At 69.8% G+C, this 25,556-nt stretch carries 23 protein-coding genes; 2 read left to right on the top strand and 21 right to left on the bottom strand.

Translation table 11 applies throughout. The features are described 5' to 3' along the window. Positions 1 to 11 precede the first annotated feature (11 nt). The 8 genes from OHA19_RS19030 to OHA19_RS18995 all read right to left on the bottom strand — a co-directional run bounded on the left by OHA19_RS19030 (position 12) and on the right by OHA19_RS18995 (position 8,796). On the bottom strand, positions 12 to 1,568 hold the full coding sequence (locus OHA19_RS19030) for a type IV secretory system conjugative DNA transfer family protein (protein WP_405750877.1): 1,557 nt from the start codon (positions 1,566 to 1,568) through the stop codon (positions 12 to 14). A 1-nt stretch (position 1,569) separates the two neighbouring features. After that, the gene (locus OHA19_RS19025; RefSeq protein ID WP_405715042.1) at positions 1,570 to 2,991 is read right to left on the bottom strand and encodes an ATP-binding protein; all 1,422 of its coding nucleotides are present in this window, start codon (positions 2,989 to 2,991) and stop codon (positions 1,570 to 1,572) included. Between the two features lie 87 nt (positions 2,992 to 3,078). Then, entirely contained in the window at positions 3,079 to 4,629 is a 1,551-nt protein-coding gene (locus OHA19_RS19020; protein WP_405715044.1) for an SCO6880 family protein, read from the bottom strand. Next, complete coding sequence (locus OHA19_RS19015) at positions 4,626 to 5,981, bottom strand: hypothetical protein (RefSeq protein ID WP_405750874.1); 1,356 nt, start codon at positions 5,979 to 5,981, stop codon at positions 4,626 to 4,628. Before OHA19_RS19015 ends, OHA19_RS19020 begins: the two co-directional genes overlap by 4 nt. After that, positions 5,971 to 6,837, bottom strand: coding sequence for a hypothetical protein (locus OHA19_RS19010; RefSeq protein ID WP_405750872.1), 867 nt, complete (start codon positions 6,835 to 6,837; stop codon positions 5,971 to 5,973). Before OHA19_RS19010 ends, OHA19_RS19015 begins: the two co-directional genes overlap by 11 nt. A gap of 178 nt (positions 6,838 to 7,015) precedes the next feature. After that, complete coding sequence (locus tag OHA19_RS19005; protein ID WP_018101695.1) at positions 7,016 to 7,324, bottom strand: hypothetical protein; 309 nt, start codon at positions 7,322 to 7,324, stop codon at positions 7,016 to 7,018. A gap of 302 nt (positions 7,325 to 7,626) precedes the next feature. Then, positions 7,627 to 8,265 carry a DUF402 domain-containing protein gene (locus OHA19_RS19000; protein ID WP_405715050.1) on the bottom strand — a complete coding sequence of 213 codons (639 nt, stop codon included), beginning with the start codon at positions 8,263 to 8,265 and terminating at the stop codon, positions 7,627 to 7,629. A 96-nt stretch (positions 8,266 to 8,361) separates the two neighbouring features. Then, positions 8,362 to 8,796, bottom strand: coding sequence for a DUF6892 domain-containing protein (locus tag OHA19_RS18995; protein ID WP_405750869.1), 435 nt, complete (start codon positions 8,794 to 8,796; stop codon positions 8,362 to 8,364). A gap of 86 nt (positions 8,797 to 8,882) precedes the next feature. Between OHA19_RS18995 and OHA19_RS18990 the strand changes: the two genes are divergently transcribed. Continuing rightward, a complete protein-coding gene (locus OHA19_RS18990) occupies positions 8,883 to 12,992 on the top strand; it encodes a hypothetical protein (RefSeq protein ID WP_405750867.1) in 4,110 nt (1,369 codons plus the stop codon). A gap of 276 nt (positions 12,993 to 13,268) precedes the next feature. Here OHA19_RS18990 and OHA19_RS18985 read toward each other — a convergent pair whose 3' ends face one another. From OHA19_RS18985 to OHA19_RS18950, 8 genes are all read right to left on the bottom strand, one after another. Next, the gene (locus tag OHA19_RS18985; protein ID WP_405750864.1) at positions 13,269 to 13,838 is read right to left on the bottom strand and encodes an immunity 49 family protein; all 570 of its coding nucleotides are present in this window, start codon (positions 13,836 to 13,838) and stop codon (positions 13,269 to 13,271) included. Positions 13,839 to 14,080: 242 nt separating this feature from the next. Continuing rightward, positions 14,081 to 14,827: an immunity 49 family protein gene (locus tag OHA19_RS18980; RefSeq protein WP_405753276.1), complete on the bottom strand. Its 747-nt coding sequence runs from the start codon at positions 14,825 to 14,827 to the stop codon at positions 14,081 to 14,083. A 116-nt stretch (positions 14,828 to 14,943) separates the two neighbouring features. Then, positions 14,944 to 15,705 (bottom strand): hypothetical protein, encoded by a 762-nt coding sequence (locus tag OHA19_RS18975; protein WP_405750861.1) that lies wholly within the window; start codon positions 15,703 to 15,705, stop codon positions 14,944 to 14,946. 2 nt (positions 15,706 to 15,707) lie between these two features. Next, positions 15,708 to 17,585, bottom strand: a complete 1,878-nt coding sequence (locus OHA19_RS18970) for a hypothetical protein (protein WP_405750859.1) — start codon at positions 17,583 to 17,585, stop codon at positions 15,708 to 15,710. Then, entirely contained in the window at positions 17,582 to 18,007 is a 426-nt protein-coding gene (locus OHA19_RS18965; RefSeq protein ID WP_405715058.1) for a DUF6507 family protein, read from the bottom strand. Before OHA19_RS18965 ends, OHA19_RS18970 begins: the two co-directional genes overlap by 4 nt. Before the next feature lie 328 nt (positions 18,008 to 18,335). After that, the gene (locus tag OHA19_RS18960) at positions 18,336 to 18,569 is read right to left on the bottom strand and encodes a DUF397 domain-containing protein (protein ID WP_405715060.1); all 234 of its coding nucleotides are present in this window, start codon (positions 18,567 to 18,569) and stop codon (positions 18,336 to 18,338) included. 91 nt (positions 18,570 to 18,660) lie between these two features. Then, a complete protein-coding gene (locus tag OHA19_RS18955; RefSeq protein WP_405715063.1) occupies positions 18,661 to 19,680 on the bottom strand; it encodes a GNAT family N-acetyltransferase in 1,020 nt (339 codons plus the stop codon). Further along, complete coding sequence (locus tag OHA19_RS18950; RefSeq protein ID WP_405715065.1) at positions 19,680 to 19,880, bottom strand: DUF397 domain-containing protein; 201 nt, start codon at positions 19,878 to 19,880, stop codon at positions 19,680 to 19,682. The genes OHA19_RS18955 and OHA19_RS18950 overlap by 1 nt, the downstream gene beginning before the upstream one ends. Positions 19,881 to 20,033: 153 nt before the next feature. On the opposite strand from OHA19_RS18950, the gene OHA19_RS18945 reads away from it, so the two are divergent. After that, positions 20,034 to 20,471, top strand: a complete 438-nt coding sequence (locus OHA19_RS18945; RefSeq protein ID WP_405715068.1) for an ATP-binding protein — start codon at positions 20,034 to 20,036, stop codon at positions 20,469 to 20,471. A gap of 104 nt (positions 20,472 to 20,575) precedes the next feature. On the opposite strand, the gene OHA19_RS18940 is transcribed toward OHA19_RS18945, so the two are convergent. The 5 genes from OHA19_RS18940 to OHA19_RS18920 all read right to left on the bottom strand — a co-directional run bounded on the left by OHA19_RS18940 (position 20,576) and on the right by OHA19_RS18920 (position 25,507). After that, the gene (locus tag OHA19_RS18940) at positions 20,576 to 21,838 is read right to left on the bottom strand and encodes a DUF4185 domain-containing protein (RefSeq protein WP_405750857.1); all 1,263 of its coding nucleotides are present in this window, start codon (positions 21,836 to 21,838) and stop codon (positions 20,576 to 20,578) included. 56 nt (positions 21,839 to 21,894) lie between these two features. After that, positions 21,895 to 22,884, bottom strand: a complete 990-nt coding sequence (locus OHA19_RS18935; RefSeq protein ID WP_405715071.1) for an alpha/beta hydrolase — start codon at positions 22,882 to 22,884, stop codon at positions 21,895 to 21,897. 17 nt (positions 22,885 to 22,901) lie between these two features. After that, positions 22,902 to 23,864, bottom strand: coding sequence for a hypothetical protein (locus tag OHA19_RS18930; protein WP_405721707.1), 963 nt, complete (start codon positions 23,862 to 23,864; stop codon positions 22,902 to 22,904). 73 nt (positions 23,865 to 23,937) lie between these two features. Further along, positions 23,938 to 24,936: an LGFP repeat-containing protein gene (locus OHA19_RS18925; protein ID WP_405753274.1), complete on the bottom strand. Its 999-nt coding sequence runs from the start codon at positions 24,934 to 24,936 to the stop codon at positions 23,938 to 23,940. Positions 24,937 to 25,033: 97 nt separating this feature from the next. Beyond that, positions 25,034 to 25,507, bottom strand: coding sequence for an RICIN domain-containing protein (locus OHA19_RS18920; RefSeq protein WP_405715073.1), 474 nt, complete (start codon positions 25,505 to 25,507; stop codon positions 25,034 to 25,036). Between the last annotated feature and the right edge of the window lie 49 nt (positions 25,508 to 25,556).

Below are 25,556 nucleotides of genomic sequence, written 5' to 3'. Positions count from 1 at the left end.
CGTGATGCCGCTCATACGCCCTGGGGCCAGCGGGCGCGGGCCTGTTCCCGGGAGCGGAGGAGGGCCAGGGCCGGTAGCCCCATGTCCCGGCCGTTCGCCAGCAGTTCCGGGAGCCGGGGGAGGGGTGCCACCGCGGCGACGTCGTCGAGCACGAGCGTCATTGGTGGGTCGAGCCGACCGTCGGATGACCGTGCGGCCATGCGGCGGCCGTGCTCGACCACGTGCGAGGCGAGTGCGGTGAGCAGGGGCATTGCTCCCGGCCCCGAGCGGGGGTCCTCGATCGGCTCACCCACCACGTAGAGGGTGCCCCCCTCGGCCGCGAATGATTCCAGCGCGAGCGAATCGGACCGGTTGGGTGTGCAGGCATCGCGGATGTGCACCGACGAGAGCGCGCCGAACGCCCTCACCGTCAACGCCTGTGCCATTTCGCGGCGTTCGGGATGGGCGGTCAGCGCCGACTCCAGCAGACCGGCGAGTCCGGACGCCGCTTTGGGGTGGGTACGGAGCAGGCGCACCGGTTCGTGGGCGCTGCCGCCGAGGGCCCAGCGGTGGACCTGGCGGAAGGGCCGGCCGTCTATGGCGGCGGCGTGCAGCCAGCACTGCAGGAGCGTTTCCGCGGTGTCGGCGGTCGCCGCGTCGATACGGGCCTGCGGCCGGACCGGGGCCAGGAGCGCGGCGGAGCGGGCGGCGGCCGTCTCGGGCTGTTCGCAGCCTGCGGTGGGGGACCAGTGCAGGCGGGCCGGGGTGTCGCAGAGGTGGCCCGGGTCGTAGACGAGGACCGGGCCGAGCTTGGCGCGGGCGTCCTTCGTCTCGGCCCAGACGGTGGGGTCGGAGGTGACGACGAGCGCGGGGCCGTGGGCTTCGTGGATGGCCTGGACGGCGGTGGGACGGCGCGTCGCGGCCGGTCCGTAGAAGACGGGGGCGCGGGGGGAGGGGACTTCGGCTCCGGCCTCGGCGAGAGGAGCGGTCTCGGCCGGTGGGTGCTCCACGGCGACCGCGGGGGCCGCCGGAGCTGCGGGAGCTGCGGGAGCAGGGACGGGGACCGGTGTGGGTGTGGGCGTCTGCGTGTGCGTCGGTGTGGATGCTTGTGCTGCTGTCTGCGGCTCCGGCAGGGATTCCTGCCGCCGTCGTGCCCGTACGGACTCGGCGCCGCTGCCGTCCTCGTCCACGTAATGCCCGTTCCGCTGCCGGGCCCGTACCGCTCGCCAACGGGCCACCACGCCCAGCACGAACACCGTCAGTACCAGCAGCACCATCAGCTCGCCGATGAACAGGCCCCAGAAGAGCCCGTACCCGGAGAGCTCGCCCGCCGGGGTGTTCGGCCAGGCGGCCGGGAGGTCGTGCGGTGCGGTCACGAGCCGGCGCACCGACAGGGGGGTCTCCGCGAGCGTGACCCCCTCCGGCCAGGCGCCGTGCGCGAACAGTCCGGCCAGGCCGGTGGCCGTCCACGCCAGCAGCGTCAGCCCGAGCAGGAAGGCCAGCAGACCGATCAGCAGGCCGTCCGGGATGCCGCCGCCGCTGTTTCCGCTGCTGCTGCCACCAGTACGTTGCTCAGCGCGCCCCGCCATGTCATGCCACCGTTGACTCGGACGAATCGTTCAGCCGTTGTTGGTGCTCGAGCCGTGCCGCGCGCTGCTCCGCCTCCAGGTCCGCGGCGCGTACGTCGTCGGGGAGGAGCTCGGCGGCGGAGGAGGACTCGGTCATCGCGCGGTCGGTGAAGACCAGGGGGCGTTCCGCCTCGGTGATCAGGTGTTTGACCACCTGGACGTTGCCGTTGACGTCCCAGACGGCGATGCCGGGGGTGAGGGTCGGGATGATCTCGACCGCCCACCGGGGCAGGCCGAGCACGCGGCCCGTCGCTCTGGCCTCGTCGGCCTTCTGGGCGTAGATCGTGCGCGTCGACGCCATCTTGAGGATCGCCGCGGCCTCGCGGGCCGCCGCCCCGTCGACGACGTCGCTGAGGTGGTGGACGACGGCCACGAACGACAGGCCGAGGCGGCGCCCGAACTTCAGCAGGCGCTGGAAGAGCTGTGCCACGAAGGGCGAGTTGATGATGTGCCAGGCCTCTTCCACCAGGAAGATGCGCTTCTTCCGGTCGGGCCTGATCCAGGTGTGCTCCAGCCAGACGCCGACGATCGCCATCAGGATCGGCATGGCGATCGAGTTCCGGTCGATGTGGGAGAGGTCGAAGACGATCAGCGGGGCGTCGAGGTCGATGCCGACGCTGGTCGGCCCGTCGAACATGCCGCGCAGGTCACCGTCGACCAGCCGGTCCAGGACGAGGGCGACGTCCAGGCCCCAGGCCCGTACGTCGTCTATGTCGACGTTCATCGCCTCGGCGGACTCGGGCTCCGGGTGGCGGAGCTGTTCGACGATGTCGGTCAGGACGGGCTGCCGGTCGGTGATCGACTCGTTGACGTAGGCGTGGGCGACCTTCAGCGCGAAGCCGGACCGCTCGTCCAGGCCGTGCCCCATCGCGACCTCGATGATCGTGCGGAGCAGGGCGAGCTGGCCGGTGGTGGTGATCGAGGGGTCGAGCGGGTTGAGCCGGATGCCGCCGTTGAGGGCGGCGGTCGGGTCGAGGCGGATCGGGGTGAGGCCGAGCTCCTGTGCGATGAGGTTCCACTCGCCGACGCCGTCCTCGCCCTGGGCGTCCAGCACGACGACCTGGCGGTCGCGGAAGCGGAGCTGGCGGAGCACGTACGTCTTCTCCAGCGCGGACTTGCCGTTGCCGGACTCGCCGAGCACCAGCCAGTGCGGGGCGGGCAGCTGCTGTCCGTACAGCTGGAAGGGGTCGTAGATGTAGCCCTTGCCGGAGTAGACCTCGCGGCCGATGATCACGCCGGAGTCGCCGAGGCCGGGGGCCGCGGTGGGCAGGTAGACGGCCTGGGCCTGACCGGTCGACGTGCGGACGGGCAGCCTGGTCGTCTCCACCTTCCCGAAGAGGAAGGCGGTGAAGGCGTCCGACAGCGCGGACAGCGGATCTCGCATGGCGTGACCGACCTCCCTTTCGGTTCTCTCGGTTGTCCCGGTGACTGTGCTGTGTGGTGCGGTGCTGCGTGGTGGGGCGGGGCGGGGCTAGCGGCGGATGCCGGTGGCGAACGGCAGGGTGTTCACGAAGGCGCGGTGGTGCTCGCGGTCGCACCACTCCAGCTTGAGATACGACTTGCCGGCCGAGGCCCGGATCGTCCGCTTGTCGCGGGCCAGGGCCTCGGGCGAGCGTGACGACACGGTGATGTACCCCACCAGGTTCACCCCGGCCGCGCCGCTCGCGAGATCTTCACCCCGCTGGTCGAGGCGGCCGTGCGCGGCGATGTCGCGGGGGTCGACGGTGCGGTTCATCTTGGCCTGGCGGCTGGCTTCCGCCTCGTCGTTCGTCTTCTCGGTGAGCATCCGCTCGATGGCGACCTCGGTGGGTTCCAGGTCCATGCAGACCGCGACCGTACGGATCACATCGGGGGTGTGGACGAGGAGCGGGGCCAGGAAGTTGACGCCGACGGGGGTCATCGGCCACTCCTTCACCCAGGCCGTGGAGTGGCACCAGGGGGCGCGGGTGACCGACTCGCGGGTCTTGGCCTGGAGGAACGTCGGCTCGACCGCGTCCAGTTCGGCCGGCCAGGCATTGCGCTTGGTCATGGCCTGGATGTGGTCGATGGGGTGGTCGGGGTCGTACATCGAGTGCACCAGGGAGGCGAGCCGGCTCTGGCCGAGCGGCTGACGGACCCGGATGTCGGCCTCGGCGAGGCGGGCGCAGATGTCGGTGAGCTCGCGCGCCATGACGACGGCGAGGCCCGCGTCCCGGTCGAGCCTGCGGCCGGCCTTGGGGCGGGCGGCGCGGGCCATGGCGTTGGCCTCGGCGGCCAGCTCGCGGGTGTAGTGCATGCAGGCCACGAGGTAGGCGCGGTGCTGCTCGCTGGAGGTGGAGACCATGGACTGGAGCTGGTCGTAGGACTCCTGGAGCCAGCCCGGGGATGCCTTGTCGCCGCGCTGGGCGACGTCCTTGGCGTGTGCGTCGGGGTCGGCGGGGAGCGTGCGGGCCAGCATCTGGATGCGGGTCACGAAGCCGTCGCCGTTGGCGACGTGCTTCAGCAGGGTGCCGAACCGGTCGACGAGTGCTTCCTGGTCCTCGCTGTCGCGGAGCCCGACGCCGGGGCCCTCGATCTCGATCGCGGCGGTGACGGTGCGGCGGTCGGCGTGCAGGAGCACGGCGATCTCGTCCGGGCCGAAGGGGGCGGCGAGCCAGTTGATCCGGCCGATGCCGGGGGGCGGTCCGATCTCGACCTCACGCCCGTCGGCGCCGACGCCCGCCTCCATGGCGCCGGAGCGGTAGGCCGTACCGCGGCGCAGGGAGCGCTTGTAGCTGCGGTTGATCTCGAACCATTTGTAGAAGGTGCGGTGCTTGTACGGGAGGTACACGATCGCCAGGGCGAGCATGGGGAAGCCCACGAGCAGCACGATCCGCAGGGACAGGACCGGGACGATCAGCCCGCTCATCATGCCGAGGAACGCGCCGGCGATGATCAGCGCGATCTCGCCGGTCTCGCGGTTCTTGCCGACGATCGCGTTCGGCCGGGCGCGGCCGATGAGATACGTACGGCGGGGCGCGATCGTATGGGACGGAGTCGTCAACGCCCTCCACCTCCCGTGCTGTTGTTACCTGAACTGCCTGATCCGCCACCACGGTGGGAGCGGCTGCCGTGCGGGGTGCCGGAGGTCGGCCCCGATCCGCTGCGCGGCGGAGGTGCGGCGGAGGGGACGGATCCACCGGAGTTGCGGGAGCTGTGCGCGGCGACTCCGCCGCTGACCGCGTTGGCGGGCCGGCCACCGCCGCTGCCGCTGTCGCCGCCGTTCTGGCCGCTGCGGCTGCTGTGGGTCTTGATTCCCTGGGAGACGAGGGCGGCGGGCGAGCTGATCAGCGCGGCGGCCTGGGAGCCGTCGGTGGCCTGCTTGCGGTTGGTGCGGGCGCCCTGGATCTCGTCGCCGAAGCCGGGTACGAAGCGGTAGATCATCGCGGAGGCGAAGATCGCCAGCAGGATGATGGCGAGACCGGACACGACGGCGGAGAACGCGTTCGGCCCGTCGTTCTGGGAGAGCGCACCGGCCAGCCCGAGCACGACGGCGATGACCGGCTTCACCATGATCACCGCGACCATGATGCCCGCCCAGCGCCGGACGTGGCCCCACATGTTCTTGTCGACGAGCCCGGCGTAGACGACGGTGCCGAGCAGGGCGCCGACGTAGAGCAGGGCGGCCCGGATCACGAGCTCCAGCCAGAGGACGCCCGCGGCGAGGATCGAGACGAGCGAGACGACGATCAGCATGATCGGCCCGCCGCCGATGTCGGAGCCCTTCTTGAGTGCTTCGGCGAACGACCCGAAGAAGACGTCGGTCTGGCCGCCCGAGGACGTGGCGATGACTTCGGTGACGCCGTCGGTCGCGGAGACGACCGTGTAGAGGATCAGCGGGGTGAACGCGGAGGCGAGGACCGTCAGCCACAGGAACCCGATGGCCTCGGAGATCGCGGTGGTCAGCGGCACGCCGCGGATCGCCCGCTTGGCTACGGCGAGCAGCCACAGCACGAGCGTCAGGACGGTGGAGGCGGCGAAGACGATCGCGTACTGCTGGAGGAACTTGGTGTTCGTGAAGTCGACGTCGGCGGTGCCCTTCACGGCCTCGCTGAGCTTCCCGACGATCCACGCGGCGGCGTCGGCGCAGCCGCGGGCCAGGGAGGAGAGGGGGTCGAGGGAGTTGTCGACGGTGGAGGGGACGTTGGCCTTGGGGTTGGCGGCGTCGCCTTTTTCGCAGTAGTCCTTGGCGAGCCCGACGATGAGGTCACATGCGTCGTCGCTCTTGCTTGGCGAAGGCGTGGGCGACGGAGAAGGGGCTGCGGCTGCCTGCGAAGCCAGCAGGATCATGGTGGCCGGAAGGCTTCCCAGGACCGCCAGGAGGGAGCGCGCGCTCGGGCGGCGGCTATCGGGCATAAGTGAAGCCTCCGTATCCCTCGACCGCACCAGCGATTTCGTCTGCGGTCGATGCTCTGTTGTCGCCGTTTACGGGTGTGGGGCCCTCCTTCTGGCTCGACGACTCGATTCGCCAGTCGCCCCCGACCCACTTGAGCTTCTCGGAGATGGTGAACCAGGTCGCTGTGACGGGCTTGGTGGAGCCCTGTCCGGCCATTCCGACGAGCCCTGTGCACCAGACCTCGACCGTGGCTGTGTCGCCGCTTCGCTCGATCACCTTTGTGCCGACCGGGATGGTCCGGGAAACGAATGTCAGACCGCTGGGAGTGGTGCCGTCCTCGTTGAGGCCGACGTTCTTGAGGAAGTCCGGAGAGTAGGCCTTCGTCAGGGCAGCAAGCAGGTTGTCCACGACAGCCGGGTCGTGGGTGGTCTGAACGATGCTTCGCCTGGTGTCCGCGCTGAACATCCCGACGGATCCCAGCGCCACCGCATAGTTGGACGCCGCGCTTTGCGCCCCCTGCTCGTCATGCGCGAACCCCGACGGAATCGTGCCATTCTTCCCCGTGACCGGCTTGGTCCCCGTGGCAGCCGTGGATGCCGCCCCCGGCTTGCTCCCCGCGCTTCCCGGATCGCCGTCGTCGCCGTCCCCGCGGCCCCCGCCCATGTTGGCGAACGCGATCGCCGCGATCAGGAGTACGACCACGCCGACCATCGTGACGAGCGAGCGGGAAACGCGGGCCGGGCGGCGGGGGGCGCTGTAGCCGTCGCCGCCCTCGCCGTCGGGCAGGCGGGTACGGGTCTGGCGTGTCCCGCCGATGGTGCTGTATGCATCATCCGTACGGCCCGAGTCGTAGCCGTTGTCATCGCCGTGGCTCATGCCGCGTACGCCCCCTCAACCGTTGCCTGAACCGGGTAGTACGACGGTAGCCGTGCGGGATGCCGCGCGGGCGCGGTGTGGTGACTCGACATCAGGGGACGCAACCTCTGCCGGTGGGCACGACGGACGGATGGTGTGGGGGTGGGCGGGACTGCCCCTGGCGTGGAATGACAGCCGGTCAGACGGCCATTCCGTAGACGATGGTGAACAGAGTTCCGAGCGATCCGATGATGAACACACCGGTCAGACCGGCAACGATCAGCCCCTTGCCCTGCTCGGCGCTGAACGTGTCGCGCAGTGCCGTCGCACCGATGCGCTGTTTCGCCGCACCCCAGACCGCGATGCCGAGGCAGAGCAGGATGGCGATGGCCATCACGACCTCGATCATTACGCGGGCCTCGTTGCCCAAGGTCCCGAACGGCCCCCAGTTCGGGGCGATTCCGCCGATGATGGTGGTGATGTCGCCCTTTTCAGCTGCCAGGATCATGTAAGTCACCGCCCCTGTTGGGTAGTTCATTTCCCCTGCCACACGGCACGGGTCGCTCTCTATCTTCGCTGATGAAACTGCTCTCGCACGACGGCTTGGCGGCTCTCTTTACCCGGATCCCGCACATTTGACCGGTCCGACCGCCCTGACCTGCGGATCGAATCGATGTATGACCGAATACGTATGGTTACTCTGTGTATCACGGGGTGTGACCCCGGGCAATGATTGCCATCCCGCCACCCTGGCCGAGAATTTGCACATGCCCTGGTCAGCGCTCCGGACCAGGTCGGAGCAGGGGCCGGTCAGAGAAGCGGGTGGCGTGGGACGGGGGGTCGGGGCGGCGTAGTCCAGGAGCGTGGCGGCCGGAAATCGCACCAGGTGCCGTCGAAGGGAAACGTTCCGGCCTCGGCGAGCCGGGCCACCGAGGTGCCCTCGTCCCGGATCGCGGACGCCTCGTCCGCCGACCAGTAGACGGGATGACCGGTCTTCTCGGCGAAGGAGTCCTCGTCTTTCCACCGCCAGCTCCGGTCCGGCGCGACGTTGATGTCGAGTTCGTGGTCGGTGATGTCGATGTCGTCACCGCGGTGGATCCGGCGCTCCAGGTTCACGTACCAGCCCCGGAACTTCCGTCTGCGGCCGAACAGCCAGAGCACCGAGTGCGCGGCGCCGGTCGGCTGGTAGAAGAGCGCGCTGCCCATCGGCCAGCGGTCGGCGACCACCGGGTAGCCGCCGGGCGGGCGGTCGTCCGGCGCGATGTCCCGCAGGTGCGCCCCGTTCGGAAGTTCCGTACGCCACATAGGGGTGCCGGTCTCCATCCACACCAGCTGGCCCCGGTCGGTGCGCTCGACGAGGCGTACGGGGACCGACGCACTCAGGTGGCCGCCGATGAAGAAGTTCCAGCGGAGGATCCGGCCCGGCTCGTCGTTCATGCCGTCGTTCATGCCGTTGATCATGCCCGCGCCACGGGGACCGAACACGTGGTCCGATTACCTGATGCCATGCCATCGAAAGGGCGTACGCCGCCCTGAGACGGTGCGTCAGTCGGAGGCGATGCCCCTGGCGGCGAGAATCTCCTCCTTGAACGGGTCGCCCAGCCCGCAGTCCCGGGCGCCGCTGATCCGCCGCAGGTTCGGCAGGAGGCCGAGGTCGTCGAGCGAGCCCACGTCGAACAGGTCGTCCTCGCCGTCCCACACCGGGGAGCACTCGTAGTACACCTGGTGCCCGCCGTCGATGAGGAGGGTCTCCACCGTCGCGAGCAGCTCCTCGCTGATCTCCAGCGCCTCGAAGTAGGCACGGGACTCGTCGAGCACCGTGTAGGCGAGATCGTTGTCGAACGCGTAGAGCTGCGCGTCCGCTATCCCCTTCGCGCGCAGGCATTCGTCGATGCTGAACGCCGGGGTCAGCGTCTCGTCCTCGTACATGAGTTTCTCGATGACCAGCAGCTTGAAGTTGAAGTCGCGGAAGGCAGGCATGGCGGGACCCTACACAAGGCCCGTGGTCCCGGTGCCCGGGGCAGGCGCCGGGGCCGTTGTCAGTGCCGCCTGCCAGACTCGTACGCATGACCAGCAGCACCGGAACTCCCGTCCCGCTCCCGGCCAATCACCGCATCTCCGAGACGTACGCCGACTGGGCGCGCGCCCGTGTTCCCGGTGCCGAGGCCGACGCCCGTGACGTGCTGGAGCGGGCGGGCCGTGGCCGGTACCGGGCCTGGGAGAAGCCCGGGCGGTTCATGGACGAGACGGAGCGCCTGGCCCGGGGCCTGCCGGCCGCCCATCTGCCCTGGTTCTGGGACACCATCGGGCACTGGATGCTGGAGACGCACCGCCGGTCCGCCGCGCGTGCGTACGGGAACGCGCGTGCTGCGGAGCGCACCCACGGGTTGCCCGTCGACCCCGACTGGCGGCTGGCGAATCTTCAGCTGTTCGCCCGGTTCGGCGCGCTTCCCGCCACCGAGCTCAGCGGTGCCCCGGCCTGGCTGGCCGAGGTGTTCGAGCCGGGCGACGCGCACCGCGAGTTCATGCGGTTGCTGACCACCTGGGCGCCCTCGCCGGGTGAGCTGCCCGCCGATCTGGCCCGTCGGGTCCGGGATTCCGTGCGCGCGGCCGGGCTCGGCGCCGACGAGGAGGCGCGGGTGCTGGGCGAGGTGCTCGCGTCCGCTCCCGGCAAGGCCGTGCCGGACCGGCTGCTTGACGCGGCGCTCGGTCCGCTCACCGCTCACCCGCCGGCCGACGACCGGGCCGCCGCGCTGCTCGACCTGTTCCCCGAGTCGAAGAACGACGCGGCCGCCTGGCTGCGGCTGCTCATCGGCTGCGGGGCCGCCGACGCCGCCGCGACCGGCCGGATCACCCCGGAAGGCGGCCTCGGAGAGTGGCTGCGGCGGTACGCCACCCAGTACTCCCACCGCCCCTCCGGCGGCGGGGTGTGCCGTCAGGCCATGCCCGCCGAGCTGTTCGACCTGGTGGCCCGGTTCGCACCGCTGCTGAAGGAGGACGGCACCCCGGTCCGGCTGCACGAGGACCGCTACCAGTGGCCGCACCTGGACGCCGACCTGCTCGACGTCTGCCTCGCCGAGGGCATCCCCGTCCACGACCCCGGCGCCACGGTCTCCCTGGAGTTCTGGGACAAGGAAGCGCAGCGCGACCTCAGGGCCCTCGCCGCCGACCCCGTGTTCGGGTCCCGGCTCGAAGGCACGGTGCACGCCGGGCTCCGGTCCCGGGGAGGCAGCGCCATCAGCCGGCTCCCGCACAATCCGGGCATCGCCGCCGAGGTGCACGGCCGGGTCGAGAAGCTGCTCGACAGCCTGCGCGGCGGCGGCCTCGCCGCCGCCGACGAGGCCGTGGACGAGCTGCACGACCTCCTCGACCGCCCCACCGCCATCGCTCTGGACGGCATCGAGGAGGCCCTCGGCGCGCTGGATCTCACCGGCCCGCTGGCCCGCGCCCTGCGCGCCGGGCTGCCCGAGGAGCTGGGCTGGCCCGCCCTGGAGGAGGCCCTCGCCGAATTCCGGCCGGACGAGACGGTGTACGTCACCTCCACCTGGCCGGTGCTCACCCTGTACGGGGAGACCCGCGCGTTCGCCGTCGACCACGCGGGCCGGCGCGGCGAGCACACCCTGGAGCTGCCGGAAGGCGCCCGCCACCCCACGGCGCACTGGGTCGGAGGCCAGTTCCTCGTCGCCTGGTCCGGCGCGGGCACGGGCGAGCGCAACACGCCCGACACGGCGGCGTACTGGTCGGGCAGCCCCGCCGACACGTTCGTACCGGAACAGTCCTACGGGATGCGCCCCTACGGCGGCAGCATCCGGGGCGGCCTCGGCTATCAGTTCCAGACCCCGGACGGCGGCGGCCGGTTCGACGGCGAGAGCGTCCTGCGCCCCGGCGACACCAAGGGCATCGGCCCCCGCGACTACCAGATGTACGACGGTGAGCACTTCTGGAGCACCGAGGTGTTCAGCGAGGACCGCGGCGGCGGATGGGCCCGGCTGGACCCCGCCACCGGCGAGCCCACGGCCGACCGCACCCTGCCCGCCTTCCACACCCCCGGCTCGCTCCCGGACGGCACCAGGCCCTTCCCCGACCACCGCATCCTCGCCGAACTGCCGCCCGGCGCCCCGCAGTCCCCGCTCGGCCAGGCCGGCCGGCTCACCGGCTGCCGGGTGAACTACCGCACTCCGTACGCCGGTCCCTCGCCCCGCGAGTTCGAGCTGGAGTCCATCGACGGCCGCACCGCGTCCTACCGCACCACCACCTGGGGCCGTCGCCCGTGGGGCATCCTCGGCCTTCCGTCCGGCGGTGAGGACGCCGTCGTGGTCGGCAGCACCACCGTCCGCTGCCACGCCGCCGAGGACAACTCGCTGCTCTGGCAGGTCCGGGGCTTCCCCGGCAGCCACCGCACCGGGCCGGTCCGAGCCACCCTCGGCGAGCAGGCCGGGCCCGTACCGCCGCCCGCCTTCTGGCACTTCCTGACCCCGCGCGACGAGCCCTCCTCCGGCGTACTGCGTGCGGTCACCGACGCGGCCGTGCGCGAGCTGCTGTCGTCCGGCGGCGAGGGCACGCTGCCGGGGGTGACCGACCCCCGGGTCCGGCAGGGCGTGGCCCGCGCCGTGCGGCTCGCCGCCGACGTGCTGCGCCGCCGCCGCGAGCTGTCGCACCGGGTGGCCGTCATGCGCTCCGGACCGGTCGTCGAGCTGTCCGACCCGGAGCCCGACACCCGGCTCGTCCCGGCCCTGCACGGCCTGCTGGCCCAGTTCCGGGGGTACGAGGAACGGCCACCGCAGCCGCAGCCCGCCCTCCTCACCGCGGTCGCCGCCGACGGCCGGTATCTGCGCGGCGAGATCGACGACGAGGTGCGGGTGCTGGCCCTGCCGGCCCCGCCGTCCGAATGGGCGGTGCTGACCGGCCGGATCGATGCCGTGGCCTGGCGGGTCACCGTCGCCGCCACCCCGGACGAGCATCGGCGGGCGCTGGCCGCGCTGCTCGGCGTGTGGAGCCGCCAGCCGTTCGCGGAGCCGGGCACCATCTGGCGCACCGGCCGCGCCCCGGAGCCCGGGATCGCCGAGCTCCGCTCGTCCGGCGCCCCGGTGGCCTCCGGTCCGGTCCGCAGCGACCTCGCCCCCTTCATCCAGCGGGCCGCCGACCCGGCGCCCGCCGGTGCCCAGGAGTGCGAGACCCGCACCATCGCGGGCGACGACGCCACGCGGCTGCCCCGCCTCCTGGCCCTGCTCGCCGAACGCGGCCCGTTGCCGGTGCCCGAGGAAGCGGTGGACCTGTTCCGGTGGCGTACGGGGGTGCCGCGCGCGATCGCCGCCCTGGTCCTCGACGGGTTCGCCGGCAGCGACGACTACGCGGTCCACCTCAAGCTGTGCCGCGCCAAGCCGTACAAGGCCGACCGGGGCCTGGTGCACGAGTACGAGGTCGCGCGGATGAACCTCGGCCCCGAGGGCCGGCGCGCCGTGCTCGCCGCCGCCGTCCCCGCCGACCCGGCGGACCTCTGGGCCCCCGGCGGGATGACCGCCGCCGCCGAGCGGATGGCCACCGAGTGGTCCGAACGGATCGCGGTCACTCCGTACGCCGACGACGGCAGCCACGCCGCCGCGCTGGCCAAGGACCACGACCTGCCCGCGACCTGGGCCACCGCCCTGCTCACCGGCAGCCTGGAGCACGTGGCGGAACCCCCGTTGGACGCCGACGGGATACGGGCCGCCGTCACCGCTCTCACCTGGGCGTTCACCGAGCGGCCGGTCGGCGACCCGGCCGCGGAGGGCGCCCGGGCCCTGCTCGACCGGCTCGCGGACGCCGGGGCCGACCAGCTCACCGCCCTGCGCGCCCTGGCGGACCGCTCGGCAACCACCCCGGTCCCGCCGGGCCAGTACGAGGCCAACCCGCTCTTCAGCGTCCCGGACCTGGTGGACGAGGTGGCCGCGTCCCTCGGCGGCGGCCTCGACGCGGCGGCCCTCCACCTCCAGCTGCACGCCCTCGGCCGCCCGGCCGACCGCACCGTACGCCGCTGGAACACCTGGACCCTCGACCACCACCGCACCGTCCGTAAGGAACTCACCGCGGCGAAGGCGCCCCGCCCCGCCCCGGCTGCTCCGGCCGCCGCCGTCCCGCCGCCCGCTCACGAACGGTTCGCCCGCGCGTGGGCGAACGTCGGCTCCTCTCGGCTGTGAGGCCCGCCCGGCGCCGTCGCCGTCAGACGCCGCCGGGCAACTTGCGTGCTTGCAGCGGGGCGTTGAGGCCGTGCGCCATGTCCTTGGCCGTGTTGTCCGTACGGAACGCGTGGCGGAGAACGGCGGTGGTCATGTGGGCCTTACGTGGGGAATTCGCCGCACCAGTTGCGTCCCAGAAGGGTGGCGGGCAGGTACTCGGACTCGACTTCGATGGGGATGCCCGCGTCGTGGGCGAAGCAGGCCAGGCAAGCGGCGCGAGCGCGACGAAGCCCGAGATCAGGCCGACCCGGGTCTCATCGGTCCAGTACTCCTTGTGCCACTGGAGGGCGGCGCGAGAGCGCGGTTGAAGCCGACGTGGTCGTTGCGGATGACCCGGTGGAACATCTCCATCGGCGGGTAGAGGAGCTTGCCCACCGTCTTCTGGCCGGCGTTGGTGTCCGAGGCCGCGCCGTCGACCGCGGCCACCAGCTTCGAGCCGGAGTCGTCACCGCCGAGCCAGTAGGCCTGGAGGGCATCGATCCAGGCGTACTCGAACTCGTCGTAGTGCGCACCGTTCTTCCGCAGCAGAGACAGGGGCACTCGGCACAGGGCGGTGATCCTGTCCCGTTCCCGGCACACCACGGCGAGGTAGAAGGCGATGAGCCAGGCGCCCGGGGTGACGTACTGCTGCGGACCAGTGGCTTGGAGGGTGCGGTCCGTGTGCGCGATGCGGCACTGGACGTGGCCCTCGGTCGCGGTTACGGCGGCGAACACGGCGGAGCCGATCTGCATTGCGTTCACCCAGGCGTCCCAGGTGGGGAAGATCGATCCTCGCGGGTCCAGCAGGCAGTGCCCTTTCGCCAGCATGAGCGAGGTGTCGAAGGCCTCGCCCAGATCGGTGGAGTCCGCCTCCAGTCCGTCGATCCACCTGCCAGCGCCCTCCTGGAGAACGGCGATGCTCCCTTCCGCGTGCTACGTGGGGGAGGGGTGGCGGGGAATGATCGAGACCAACGCGTTTCTACTCCTGTGCTGATTGACGCAGATTCCTTGACCAGGGCGAAGAACTGACCGTGTCTTCCGGTAGCACTACGGCGTCGTCGCCGGGGGTTTCAGGTGGGGAATTCGCCGAGCCAGGTGTGCTGGAGGAGGTGCTTGGGGAGGTAGTCGGACTCGACGCCGATGGGGAATTTTCCGTCGTATGCGAGGCAGGCGATGGCGAGGGGGCCGAGGGCGATGCTTCCGTTGATGTCGGTGGTGCGTTCTTCGGTCAGGGTCCAGTAGGCCTGGTGCAGTTTCAGAGTTTCGATCAGGGCGGGGGTGAAGCCTTCGGTGTCCCTGGTGACGAAGTGGTAGAAGAGGTTGATCGGCGGATAGAGCTGCCCCTGCAACAAGTCGAGCGGGGCGATCCGGGCGATCGAGGGGTCCGACATCTCGATAGCGGTGGTGAGCTTCTCCGCCAGGCCGGGGCGGCGCAGCCAGTACGTCTGCAGGGTGTCGACCCAGTGGTAGATGTACTCGTCGTACGCCCCTTCCGGGGCCCGCAGCCGCTCCAGCGGGATCTCGCACAACTGCGTCATTCGCTGCTGCTCACGGCAGATGACGGCGAGCCAGAAAGCGGAGAGCCAGTTACCCGCGTCGGCGGACGACTGCGGCCCTCTGGCCGCCGGGAGAGTCCGCAGCTTCCGATTGATCCGGCATTCGACGGTTCCTTCGGCGATGCCGGTCACGGCGAAGAGCGCCGAACCGAGCTGCATCGCGTTGATGGCAGCTTTCCAAGTCTCTGCTGCAGCGACCCTTGGATCGGTGACGCAGTGAGCGTACAAGGACAGGACGGCGGAGTCGAACGTGGAATCGATTGCCTCCGTCGTCTCCTCAAGGGAATCAATATCCCTGAACAGGTATTCGTCCAGTCGATTCGCGAACTGCTCAGCATGGGGCCCGGCTGGCAGGTCATGTCGGGGAAAGGGTGCGGTCATGGGAGGCTATCCTTGCTGATGTCGAACCGTCGGTAGTTGTACCCGGTGTACGTTCCCGTGTTTTTATTTCCCCTGACGACGACGTACTCCAATTTTTCGTACTTCAGGGCATTATTCAATGCTTCTACGACTTCGTTTTCACCTCGCCTCTTCATCACTCTGATGATATCAAGGAAATACTCTCGGCTTCCCTGGGACACCTGCTTACCGCTTGGAAGGGTTCTTCTTCCGAGTTCGGTTCCTGGACTGCTCTTGGCTTCGACGACGATGACTCGGCCGTCCTTGTGTTTCCAGACCTGGTCGAACTGGTCGTTGCCGTTCTTGGGGCCGAGTAGGGGTTGCGAATCGAAATCTGGGTGCTTATCGGCCATGTAGTGAAGCTCGGCCGCCCTTTCTCCGAGGGCTTCTGCGGCGTCACCCATTTGGGTGTGGGCGATTTTGTAATCCTCTATTGCCTTTTTTAGGAGTTCGGCCGACTCATCCGTCTTCAGTGCCGTGTGATTATTACCTGCATCCGATTTCAGCTTCTCCATCATGTTGTCCCATTGGATGGCTTCGAAGCGTCTTCTGGCTATCTCGTTCAGTTTCTTGAGCCTGGACTCGCTCTTGACTGTGTCCTCTCCGACGGGAATGTATTTCTTGTCCAAGTAGTATGGGGTTGGGGGTTGTGGCGCATCCTTGGCGCGGATCCAGGGGTCGTTTTCCGACAGGCGGGTGAGCTGGGGTGGGGCGAATCCGCTCTCGTCGAGCCGCTCCACCCTTATGCGTGTTCCGTCCTTCGCGTAGTAACGCTTGAAGTAATCCGGCTCTTCGTTGGCGCGGTAGACCTGGATTTCCTCGATCTGTTCCTGGGCGAGTGATTTGCGGGAACGGTAGGGATTGGGCCCGTCGTGCATGAATCTGGGGCGCGGCACGGGCTGGCGTCGTGGTGGGGTCGGGCCGTCGCCGAGAAGGGAGCTGGTGCCGGGGCCGCGGGGGTGTGGGGTGTTGGGGTATCTGGGGCCGTTGCCCGTCGTAGGGCTTCCAGGTGGCCGGTGGTGGGGGCTGTGCCTGGTGTGCCGGTGTGGTCGGTGGGGCCGTTGCCGTTCGATCTGCCGCTTGATGGGGTGTTGTCCAGGTGGTTGGTGGGTGGCGCGTGGCCAGGGCTGCCGCCGGGTGTGTGGTTGGCGGTGTGGGTGGTTGCGCCGGTCAGGGCGGGTTCGCGTACCTGGTCGGGGGTTTGTGCGTGGGGGCGGGGTTCCTGGCGGGCCTGGTCGGCTCGTTGGGCGAGGGTGCCGTCTTCCTTGTAGAGGTTGCCGTTGCGGTCGAGGTAGGGGGCGCCCTCGTCGAAGGGTGATCTGACGGTGCCTTCGGGGAGTGCTACGGCGCCTTCGGGGAGTTTGATGGTGCCGTTGGGGAGGGTGGTCGCGCCTTCGGGGACGGTGGTGCCTTCGGGGAGGTGGAGGGTGCCGTCGGGGAGGCGGAGGGTGCCTTCGGGGAAGGTGATGACGTGGTCGGGGAGGGGTGGGAGTTCGATGCGGCCCAGGCCCCCGAGGCCGGCCATCACGTCGCCGATGCGGGTCAGTCCGACGCCCGCGCCCTTGAAGACGTACGTCATGGGGTCCACGGCGCGGGCGGTCCTGCTCGTGAGGGAGAAGGCCTTGGCTGCTAGGCCGGCTTTGCCCGCGCCTGCTGCTGCGCCGCCGGAACCGCCAGTGAAGACAGTGGTCAGGACGTTGAAGGTGACCGCTCCGGCGGCGCGGGAGGGGTTGCTGCCCCACTGGTCCCAGGCCACCAGTGCCTTGCCGGTCTCCTTCACCGCGGTCTGCGAGTCGCGTATCCAGGCCGAGTGGGTGTCGCCGGGCAGGGCGTGCAGGACGAGCTGGGCGGCGGGGGAGAGGCCGGTGGCGAGTTTGGCCAGGCCGGTCCAGGCCTCCTTTGCGGCGTCCCCGCCCTCGAAACCGGCCAGGGTCCCCAGGCCCTTGACGGTTCCCCAGACCCCGTCGACGAGGAAGCCTTTGCCGAAGTCGTAGGCGTGCTCCCACACCTGCCACCAGGGTGTCGACTCCTCGACGGCCTCTCCCCAGGGCAGGCTCTTCGCTTGCTTGAGGGCCTCGGCGTCGTACCCGTAGGTGCCCTTCTTGCCGGAGCCGTCGCCGGTCTTCAGGGCCGTGCCGCCAACCAGGGCGACGATCTTGGCGTGACAGGCCCGTTCCACCTCCTGGAAGGCGGCCCAGACCTCGGCTATCTCATTGCGGCGTTGGTTGTTCTCCTCGACCAGGTCGCCGTCCTCGCGCCACTCGTCGTCGCCTTCGGCCTTCACCCGGAAGGCGACGGCGTCCCTCTTCAGCTCCTTGAGCCTCTCCACCAGCGGGAACGCATCGTCCGAGTACGTGCCCAGCGCACCGGCGATGACGCACAGGTCCGAACTCAGAGACAGCCCGGTCGCCGCGACCGGTGCGGTCGTCGCGAACAGTTGCTCGGCTTCGGGGGCCTTGTAGAAGGCACTCAGCCCACCGAAACTGCGGTGCACGTCACCAGCAGCCGTCGCGATCGCGGTGCCATGGCCGGACAGCGCCGTCACCTTCGTGTCGAGCAGCGCCAGATCACCGGTGAAGACGGGTATGCCGACCGGATCCACCGGCCCGGGACCGCTCACCGCCGGTTTCCGGTGTGGCGCAGGAGATCCAGACGCACGGCCCTGGCCGCGTTCTGGGCGTGCTCGGCGGCCTCCAGATCACCCTGGCAGTACGCGTTCGTGGCATCCACCGCACCCAGAACCGAGGCCTCGGTGCGCTCGGCCATCGACCGGAAGTCCTTTTCGCGTTCCTTCAGATACTCACCCAGCGCCGCAGCCACCGGGCCCATCGCCGCACGCGACAGCGGAGCCTGCCCCGCAGCCACCGGGCCCTGCAAAGGGGTGACCGCCTGCGCACCCGGAACCGCCGTACCCGCCGCCTGCGCAGCCTCCGACACCGTCGCCGTGAGCGCCGTCAGGGCCTTCGCCAGATCGTCGGCATGCGTACCGACCACCCTCAACTGCCCCTGCACACCCTGCGGCCTGATATCCCACCCCACCATGGGGAGGCCCCCTCTTTGTTGCGCCCTGCTGAATCCGGCTGATGGCCGGCTCCAACGACACATGCAGCTGGCCCTGGACGGGGCGAACGATTGTTCGCTTGATCATCCCTATCAATCCGGGCGTCGCTAGCGCAATCAGCAAATCGGCAATTGGCCAACACTGGCTCACTCATGACTTGGTGATGCGTACTGATCGCAGCCTTGCCAGCGTCGGGAGAGGTGTTTGCAGCTATTGATGTGTGTGGAGCCTTCCGCCCGCCCGCGCGCGAGCGGTTCGCCTGTGCTTGGGCAGAGGCCGGATCTCCGCTTCGGCGGTGAGGGCCCGGCTCTAACCGGCGGGTTCGGCGAAGTGGTCGAACTCGCCCGCCATGACGCCCTTGGTGAAGGCCACCCATTTCGTCCGGGTGGTCGTGACGATGTTGGTGGGGTCGCCGGTCTCGCGGAGGTAGACGAGCTCATTCGGCCCGAAGGCGATCTCGATCCAGGGGCCGGGGTGCTCCGAGCTTTCGGGGGCGGCGCGGACCCAGGTCAGGTCGGTCGGGATGCGGGGGGCGTCAGTCACGGGTGGGGTTCTCCTTGGTGGTGCCTGCTAGGTCGGCTACGCGTACGCAGGAGTTGCCCTGGGCGCAGACAGGCAGGTAGGACGACTTCTGCTATTCGTGGGTTGGATGTCCAGCCACCACCGGTGCTTCCACCAGCAGTCTTCCGGAGATCGGCCGGTATCCCAGTGATCGGTTCAGCGCTGTCACGGGCAGGTTCTCCTCGTTGACGGTCGAGGTGACGGCGCGGACTCGGGGGAAGCGCTCGTGGAGCCGGATGGCCTGTTCAGCCTTGATCCATCGGGCCAGCCCCTGACGGCGGTGTTCGGGGAGGACGGCGGTGTCGTGCTGGTCGGCCACGGGGCCACCGCTCGCCGGGACGGTGGCCACTGTGGCGGCGACGACCTCGCCGGAGGCCGAGTGAACGGCGGCGCTCACCATCGGTTGGTCACCACCTGCGGTCATCGTCGCCTCCCATGCGCGTACCGCAGTGGTGTCCCACGTCCGGGACCGCATCTGGAGCGCGGCGCCCGGGGCATCCAGTACATGGCCCATCACGCGCCCGAAAGAGGTGGTCAGCTGCTCGGGCGCCAGTCCGATCCAGTGCTCCAGCCGGTAGGCGGGAGGCCGGCGTGCCACCAATTCCTGGCAGCGTGCCAGCACCCACTCCTGGTCGAGCCGTTGTTCTTGAAGTTCGAGGCTCAGCACAACGCGCAGGCCGGGAACGGTGCGAGCGAAGGACTCTCCGGTGGAGCCAGCACCGGCCAGCGCCGTGCTTTGCAGCCGGTCCATCCCGGCCTCATCGGCAGCTCGCACGGCTTCGAGGAGCAGCGCGGAGCCGATGCCGTTGCGTCGGGCCGACGGCGCAACGAACAGGCGGAGGAATCCAGTACCCGGCTGGTGCGGCTGCGGCCGCAGCTGAGCGACCCCGCTGACCGCGTCGCCGGAACCGGTGCGAGCGGCCCAGCGTATCGCTGGCGGCTCCTCGGCCAGGAGCCGTTCGGCCAGAGCAGATGGCGAGACCGTGCTTCCGGACGAATCCCGGTAGCCGTCGCTGAACACCGCACACCAGGCAGCGAGGTCGGCTGCGGCCGCGTGCCGTGGCAGGAAAGGCTCAATCGTCCCCGTGGTCATCACAGCACTCTGCCACGGGTGCGGTCCTCCTTGATGGTTCGTACGAGCGCGGACCAGGCGGCGGGGGTGGTGTGGAGTATCGCTCCGGTGGGATCGCCGGATTCGGTGAGGTCGACCGCACCGGGGGTGGGGATGGCTACGTGTATGCAGGACTCGCCCTCGCCGCAGTACGAGGACTTCTGCCACATGTGAGTCGGCAACTCGGATCCCTTCACAGGTTCTGGGCGATGTGGTGTATCAGGTCCCGCGACTCGGCAGCACCCAGGGCAAGGGACTCCAGCTCGACGGAGCGGCCTCGTCACCGGGCAATCCGAAGCGCACCATCCGACTCCCCTCCGTGAACGGAGACTTCCATGGTCAGTGCCACGGTATCCCCGCCCTGGACGTACACCCTCCAACTTCCGCAGGATCCCCGCGCCCCCGGCGTCGCCCGTGCCACCCTCCGCAACGTCCTGCGCGTGCACGGCATGCGCGAACTCACCGAGACAGCCGAGCTGTTGGCGAGCGAGCTGGTCACCAACGCCTACCTGTACTCCTCGGGGCCGTACTCGCTCCGATTGCGCGACGCCGGGCGCAGCCGCGTACGAATGAGCGTGTGGGACACCGATCCCCACATCCCCGCCCCGTTCCGGTGGGGCGCCCAGGCGCCGGAGGAACTGGCGGAGCGAGGACGGGGGTTGTACCTCGTCACGCTGCGCGCGGAGTGCTGGGGCGCGTACAGCGTGCGTGCCGGCGGGCTGCCGGGGCAGGGCGGGAAGCTGCTCTGGGTGGAATGCGCGGCGAAGGCGTAGCGGGCGGAGGCGGCACATGGCTCGGGGCGCCACCGTGGTGCTCGATGACGCCCCGACGTGCCTGTCGAGCTGGTGTGGCCGTTACGTGCACGGTGTCCTGCGCGTCAGGGCTGGATGCCGTCGTACTGGAGGACGCGGTAGGGCGTCTTCCCGTGGTTCACGGACTGCCACTGCGAGGCGATCAGGGTCAGGGATGTCGCGCTCGCGCTCCCTGGGTGGATGTATCCGCCGTAGAGGAACGGGAGCTGGGGCTTGCCCCAGTGGTGGGGTGGGAGGCCGTCGCCGACGATCTGGGGCTTGGGGGCGGTCCAGGCGGCGTCCGGGCGGGGCGCGGTGCGGGTGCAGATCGCGTAGTCGTCCACGTCGAAGTAGCTCATGCAGTACGTGTTGCCGATCCGCTTGACGGAGAACTCACCGATCTTGTTCCCGGACAGCATGATCGACGGCCCCACCGCCCTCGTCCACTGCCAACGGCCGTCCAGATAGGCCCAGTTCTCCTGCGCGCCGAAGTTGCCCGCGCGGAATTCGTCCGGCCGGATGCGGAACAGCTGGATCGCTCCGCCGTCGGCGGTGTTCACATGGGTGCCGTTCCAGCGCTTGGAGAAGATGTACAGCCAGCCGTCGGGGTCGATGCCCGCGAACGACCACATCCCGTACATGGACTGGTTCGAGCCCTGGGTGTCGCCGGCCCAGTGGTACGGGTAGTCCTGCCAGGTCACGCCGTAGTCGTCCGAGTAGGCGACGCCCGACATCAGCGAGCCGTCGTACCCGGCCGGGATGTTCTCCCACAGGGCCACGGACGTGTACTGGATGTAGGTGCGGCCCCCGAATTCGATGCAGTCGTTGGGGATGCGGGAGATCTCGAAGCCGTGCCCGTTGTCCGCCCAGTGCGCGTAGTCGAAGCACTGGTTGGCGGCGCCCCCGGTGGGCATCGCCCAGGAGAACGAGATCGGGGACGCGCCGGAGGCGTCGAAGTTCGCCTGGTTCAGGATCACCGGGGAACCCAGGTAGGGGTCGGCCTGGGCGATCCCGCCGAACGCGTCGCCGAACACGTAGCCCCAGGTGTTGTCGTGCTCCCGGTAGTACGGGATCGCCAGATCCCCCGAGCCGAGACCCTGCGCGCTCGCCGAGTCGCCCGGCTGCTCGCACAGCGGGGTGCCGGTCTGGAGCAGCCGCGCGGTCGGGCCGCCGGGGGCGTCGGCCGGTACGGATCTGTCGCTCGCGGCCGCCATGCCGGGGGCGGCACCCAGCAGGCCGGTACCCAGGGCGAAACCCATGCCCGCCTTGAGCGCCGAGCGACGGGTGGCGTGACGGCGGCCGGGCTGCGAGGGCTCCGGGGGGTGTGGCGGCTGCGAGGGGTTGGGCATGTTCGGTCCTCCGTGTGGATGGGATGCGGGGCGACGGGGCAGGGCGGCGGTCCGTGTCAGGCCTTGCGGAGGCGTCCGATGATGCCGTCGAGGTCGCGGAGGAACAGCGGTACGCGGAACTCATGGCTGCCGGGCTCCTCGTGTGCCTCGTACGGGATGCCGGCCCCGTCGAGGAGGCCGCGGAACTCCCGCTGGCCCTGGAGCACGTTGTCCTCGGTGATCTGGCTGAACCAGGGCACGGGCCGGCCACCGGTGCCGGCCACCAGGAAGACCCGCTTGTTGCGGTAGCTCTCGATGCGCTCGACCGGGTTGTCGGCGCTGACCCGGGCCTCGTCCCACAGCGGGGCGCCGTAGACGGTGCCACCCGCCAGATCCGCGGCGGCGGAGGACACATTGGCCCAGTGCACGACCGCGCCGAGGTTGCGGCGCAGGCTGGCCGGGCCGGAGTGTGCGCTCACCGAGGCGAAGTGGCCGTAGTACTTCGCGGCGTACTTCAACGCGCCGAAGCCGCCCATCGAGAACCCGGCGACGGCGCGGCCGTCGTATTCGGCGTACGTACGGAAGTTCGCGTCGATCCACGGGACCAGCTGGGAGATGTGGAAGGTCTCCCAGTTCCGGGCGCCGGTGTTGGAGCCGACCGGGTTGGAATACCAGCCGGCGTGGCCGCCGTCGGGCATCACGACGATGATCGGCTTCCCGGCGGTCCAGTCGCGGACGCCTGCGCGGTCGAACTCGATGAAGTCCGAGGTGAGACCGCCGCCGTGGAAGAGGTAGAGCACGGGGTAGGTGCGGCCGCTGCTGTCGTAGTCGTCGGGAAGCAGGACGTTGACGCCGGGGTTCCAGCCGATCGCGCCGGTCTGGAACCGGTAGTACTTCATGCGGCGATCGCGCTCGTCGTGGTTCACGATGTGCAGCCCGAAGCCGTCACCGGCCGCGCTTGCCGCCGTGGCCGTCGCGAGGACGCTTCCGGCGCCCAGTGCCAGTGCGGCGGAGAGGCCGCCCGCGGTCCTCAGGACGTTCCGGCGGGAGGGGTGCTGCTCGCTCAACGCGATCTCCTAGTTGTCTAGTTGTCGGTGATCCAGGTGCCTTTTTCGGCGGTCCAGTGGATGGTGGCCTTCTGGAATTTCTGTGCTTTGCCGCCGCCTGCTTCGTCGGTTTCGTCGGTGAGGGGGTAGCCGAGTGTGCTTTCGTGTCCGGCGGCGTGGAAGGCGTCGTAGATGGCGCCGTGGACGGTGTGGGCGCCGGTCCGGGGGGACCAGAGGAAGAGTCCTCGTTCGAAGAACTGGTAGCGGCCCTTGGTGCCGTCGGGTGCTTGTGCGGCGTCGGCTTCGTCGGTGGTGGGGAAGCCCCAGCGGCGTTCGGCGTCGGTGTCCCAGAACTTCGTCAGGATGTCGCCGTAGATGGCGTGGGCCTCGTCGGGGTGCCAGATGACGATCCCGTTCTGGAACTGCTGGAAGCGCCCGCCGAGCGAGGAGTCGCGTTCACCCGTGATCGGCCGGCCCAGCGGGCCGTTGGGTCCGCCGGTGCTGTCGTACTTCGCCGCGATGGTGCCGTACGGGATCAGGTCGTCCAGGTTGTTGTAACGGCGGGGGGTGAAGCCCCTGAGTCCGTCGGCCCACACCCGCTCCTCGGCGACGTGCCCGAAGTCGTACTCCTCGCGCACCACCGGCTGGGTGTGGGCGGGGTCGGCCCAGCGGAGGAACAGCGCCACGTGGTCGGTGCCGCCCGAGTCGCGCAGCAGGGCGTCACCGGGTTGCAGGTCGTTCGCGGGGATGTCGAAGGTGACGTCCCACAGTCCCCAGGTCGTCAGGGACGTACCGAGGTTCCAGGCCATCGACACGTAGCCCGAACAGTCCGGCCGATAGCAGCCGAACTGGTTCTGGTGGCACCCGCTCTGGCTGTACGGCACCTGCTCGGCGATCCACGACCACGCGCGGTCCATCGCCTCGCCGCGCCCGATCGGCCCGCCCGGCTCCGACGCGGTCGCCGCCGGTGCCGTGGTGAACATGACCGCGAGGGCCGCCATGACCAGCGTCACCGCCCCGAGCGCACGCCGAAGAGCCGGTCGAAGATTCAGTGAACTCATGGCTGCCTCCCCGTCAGTTGTCGGTGATCCAGGTGCCTTTTTCGGCGGTCCAGTGGATGGTGGCCTTCTGGAATTTCTGTGCTTTGCCGCCGCCTGCTTCGTCGGTTTCGTCGGTGAGGGGGTAGCCGAGTGTGCTTTCGTGTCCGGCGGCGTGGAAGGCGTCGTAGATGGCGCCGTGGACGGTGTGGGCGCCGGTCCGGGGGGACCAGAGGAAGAGTCCTCGTTCGAAGAACTGGTAGCGGCCCTTGGTGCCGTCGGGTGCTTGTGCGGCGTCGGCTTCGTCGGTGGTGGGGAAGCCCCAGCGGCGTTCGGCGTCGGTGGCCCAGAACTTCGTCAGGATGTCGCCGTAGATGGCGTGGGCCTCGTCGGGGTGCCAGATGACGATCCCGTTCTGGAAGAGCTGGAACCGTCCCCCGAGCGAGGAGTCCTCCTCGGCGCGGACCGGCCAGCCGAGCGGCCCGTCGTGGCCGCCCAGGCCGGCGTACTTCGCGCCGATCGTGCCGTACGGCTGGAACGCCTCGGCCATCAGATCGCGGGCGGTGCCCTCCGCCTGCGGGTAGCGCTCCGGGTACGCGGAGCGCTGCACGGCCTGGGCCAGCTCGCCCGCGGTGTCCCAGTCGGGCTCCATCTGCTGGGCCACTTCGAAGAACTTGTTCGCCGCGTAGTCGACGTCGAGGCACTGGGCGGGTTCGCACCAGCCCATCGAGGGCCGCTGCTGGAAGACACCGAGCGAATCCCGGTCCCCGCACGCCAGGTTGTTCATCCGGGACTCGACCCAGCCCGTCTCGAAGCCGGCGAGCATCACCTTGTCGGACACGCCTCGGCGCTGCCCGACCTCGTACACCTTGCGGGTCACGGCGATGTCCCGGTCCGCCGGGATGTCGCAGTACAGCGTGGCCGGGGCGGCGTGCCCGAGGGGGCCCGGCACGTCACTCGCGCTCCGGGCGAATGCCGGGTTGCCGAGGCCGGTCGCGGCGGCCACTACGACCAGCAGGACTGCTGACTTCCATATCGCGCGTCGTTCGGTAGAGCCACGCACGTGCCTGCTCCTTCGTGTCGGAAAAGCCGGGAGGAGAAAGGGAGTTCGGGGGCTCGCGGAGTCCCGGGCGTCAGGACCAGCTCTGGTACGGGGTGTCGTTGCACGCCCAGGTGCGGAAGCCCAGGGAGCTGTCGTCGATGCACCGCAGGGTGGCCTGGTTCTGGAAGCGGACGGTGCCGTCGGCCCAGACCTTGACCCACCAGCTCTGCTCCGGGCTGGAGCTGCACGTGCCGACGGTGCGGAACCCGTTGTCGGTGTCCTCGATGCAGCGGCCCGTGTTGATGTTGCGCAGCTGGCGTGTTCCGTCGTCCCAGGTGTGTACGGTCCACAGCTGCGGGTTGCTTCCGTTGCAGCTCCACGTGCGGAATCCGTTGTCGGTGTCGTCCATGCAACGGCCCGTGGCCTGGTTGCGGAAGCTCTGGATGGCGTCGTCGGCCCGCGCGGGGGACGTCGAGCCGTTCTCGGCGGCCAGGGCGCCGGACGGCGCGGCCAGGGAGGCGAGGGCCAGGACCCCGCCGAGCAGGAGCGAGCGCGTGCCACGCATGGGCTGTTTCCTCTTCCGTCCGTCGGTTCTCGGGCGAGTTGGCGACGGA

Origin of the sequence: Streptomyces sp. NBC_00012 (assembly GCF_045040875.1) — a bacterium.
In the GTDB taxonomy this organism is placed as follows: domain Bacteria; phylum Actinomycetota; class Actinomycetes; order Streptomycetales; family Streptomycetaceae; genus Streptomyces.
Note: the sequence above shows the minus strand (reverse complement) of the source record. Positions and strands in the feature narration are given on the sequence as shown.

Coding starts and splice junctions, on each gene's coding strand:
- OHA19_RS18945 (WP_405715068.1), top strand. CDS start 20,034: ATGGTCAGTGCCACGGTATCCCCGCCCTGGACGTACACCCTCCAACTT.
- OHA19_RS18995 (WP_405750869.1), bottom strand. CDS start 8,796: ATGCCTGCCTTCCGCGACTTCAACTTCAAGCTGCTGGTCATCGAGAAA.
- OHA19_RS19005 (WP_018101695.1), bottom strand. CDS start 7,324: ATGATCCTGGCAGCTGAAAAGGGCGACATCACCACCATCATCGGCGGA.
- OHA19_RS18955 (WP_405715063.1), bottom strand. CDS start 19,680: ATGACCACGGGGACGATTGAGCCTTTCCTGCCACGGCACGCGGCCGCA.
- OHA19_RS19015 (WP_405750874.1), bottom strand. CDS start 5,981: ATGCCCGATAGCCGCCGCCCGAGCGCGCGCTCCCTCCTGGCGGTCCTG.
- OHA19_RS18930 (WP_405721707.1), bottom strand. CDS start 23,864: ATGGCGGCCCTCGCGGTCATGTTCACCACGGCACCGGCGGCGACCGCG.
- OHA19_RS19000 (WP_405715050.1), bottom strand. CDS start 8,265: ATGAACGACGGCATGAACGACGAGCCGGGCCGGATCCTCCGCTGGAAC.
- OHA19_RS18920 (WP_405715073.1), bottom strand. CDS start 25,507: ATGCGTGGCACGCGCTCGCTCCTGCTCGGCGGGGTCCTGGCCCTCGCC.
- OHA19_RS19010 (WP_405750872.1), bottom strand. CDS start 6,837: ATGAGCCACGGCGATGACAACGGCTACGACTCGGGCCGTACGGATGAT.
- OHA19_RS19025 (WP_405715042.1), bottom strand. CDS start 2,991: ATGCGAGATCCGCTGTCCGCGCTGTCGGACGCCTTCACCGCCTTCCTC.
- OHA19_RS19030 (WP_405750877.1), bottom strand. CDS start 1,568: ATGGCGGGGCGCGCTGAGCAACGTACTGGTGGCAGCAGCAGCGGAAAC.
- OHA19_RS18990 (WP_405750867.1), top strand. CDS start 8,883: ATGACCAGCAGCACCGGAACTCCCGTCCCGCTCCCGGCCAATCACCGC.
- OHA19_RS18965 (WP_405715058.1), bottom strand. CDS start 18,007: ATGGTGGGGTGGGATATCAGGCCGCAGGGTGTGCAGGGGCAGTTGAGG.
- OHA19_RS18940 (WP_405750857.1), bottom strand. CDS start 21,838: ATGCCCAACCCCTCGCAGCCGCCACACCCCCCGGAGCCCTCGCAGCCC.
- OHA19_RS18985 (WP_405750864.1), bottom strand. CDS start 13,838: ATGCTGGCGAAAGGGCACTGCCTGCTGGACCCGCGAGGATCGATCTTC.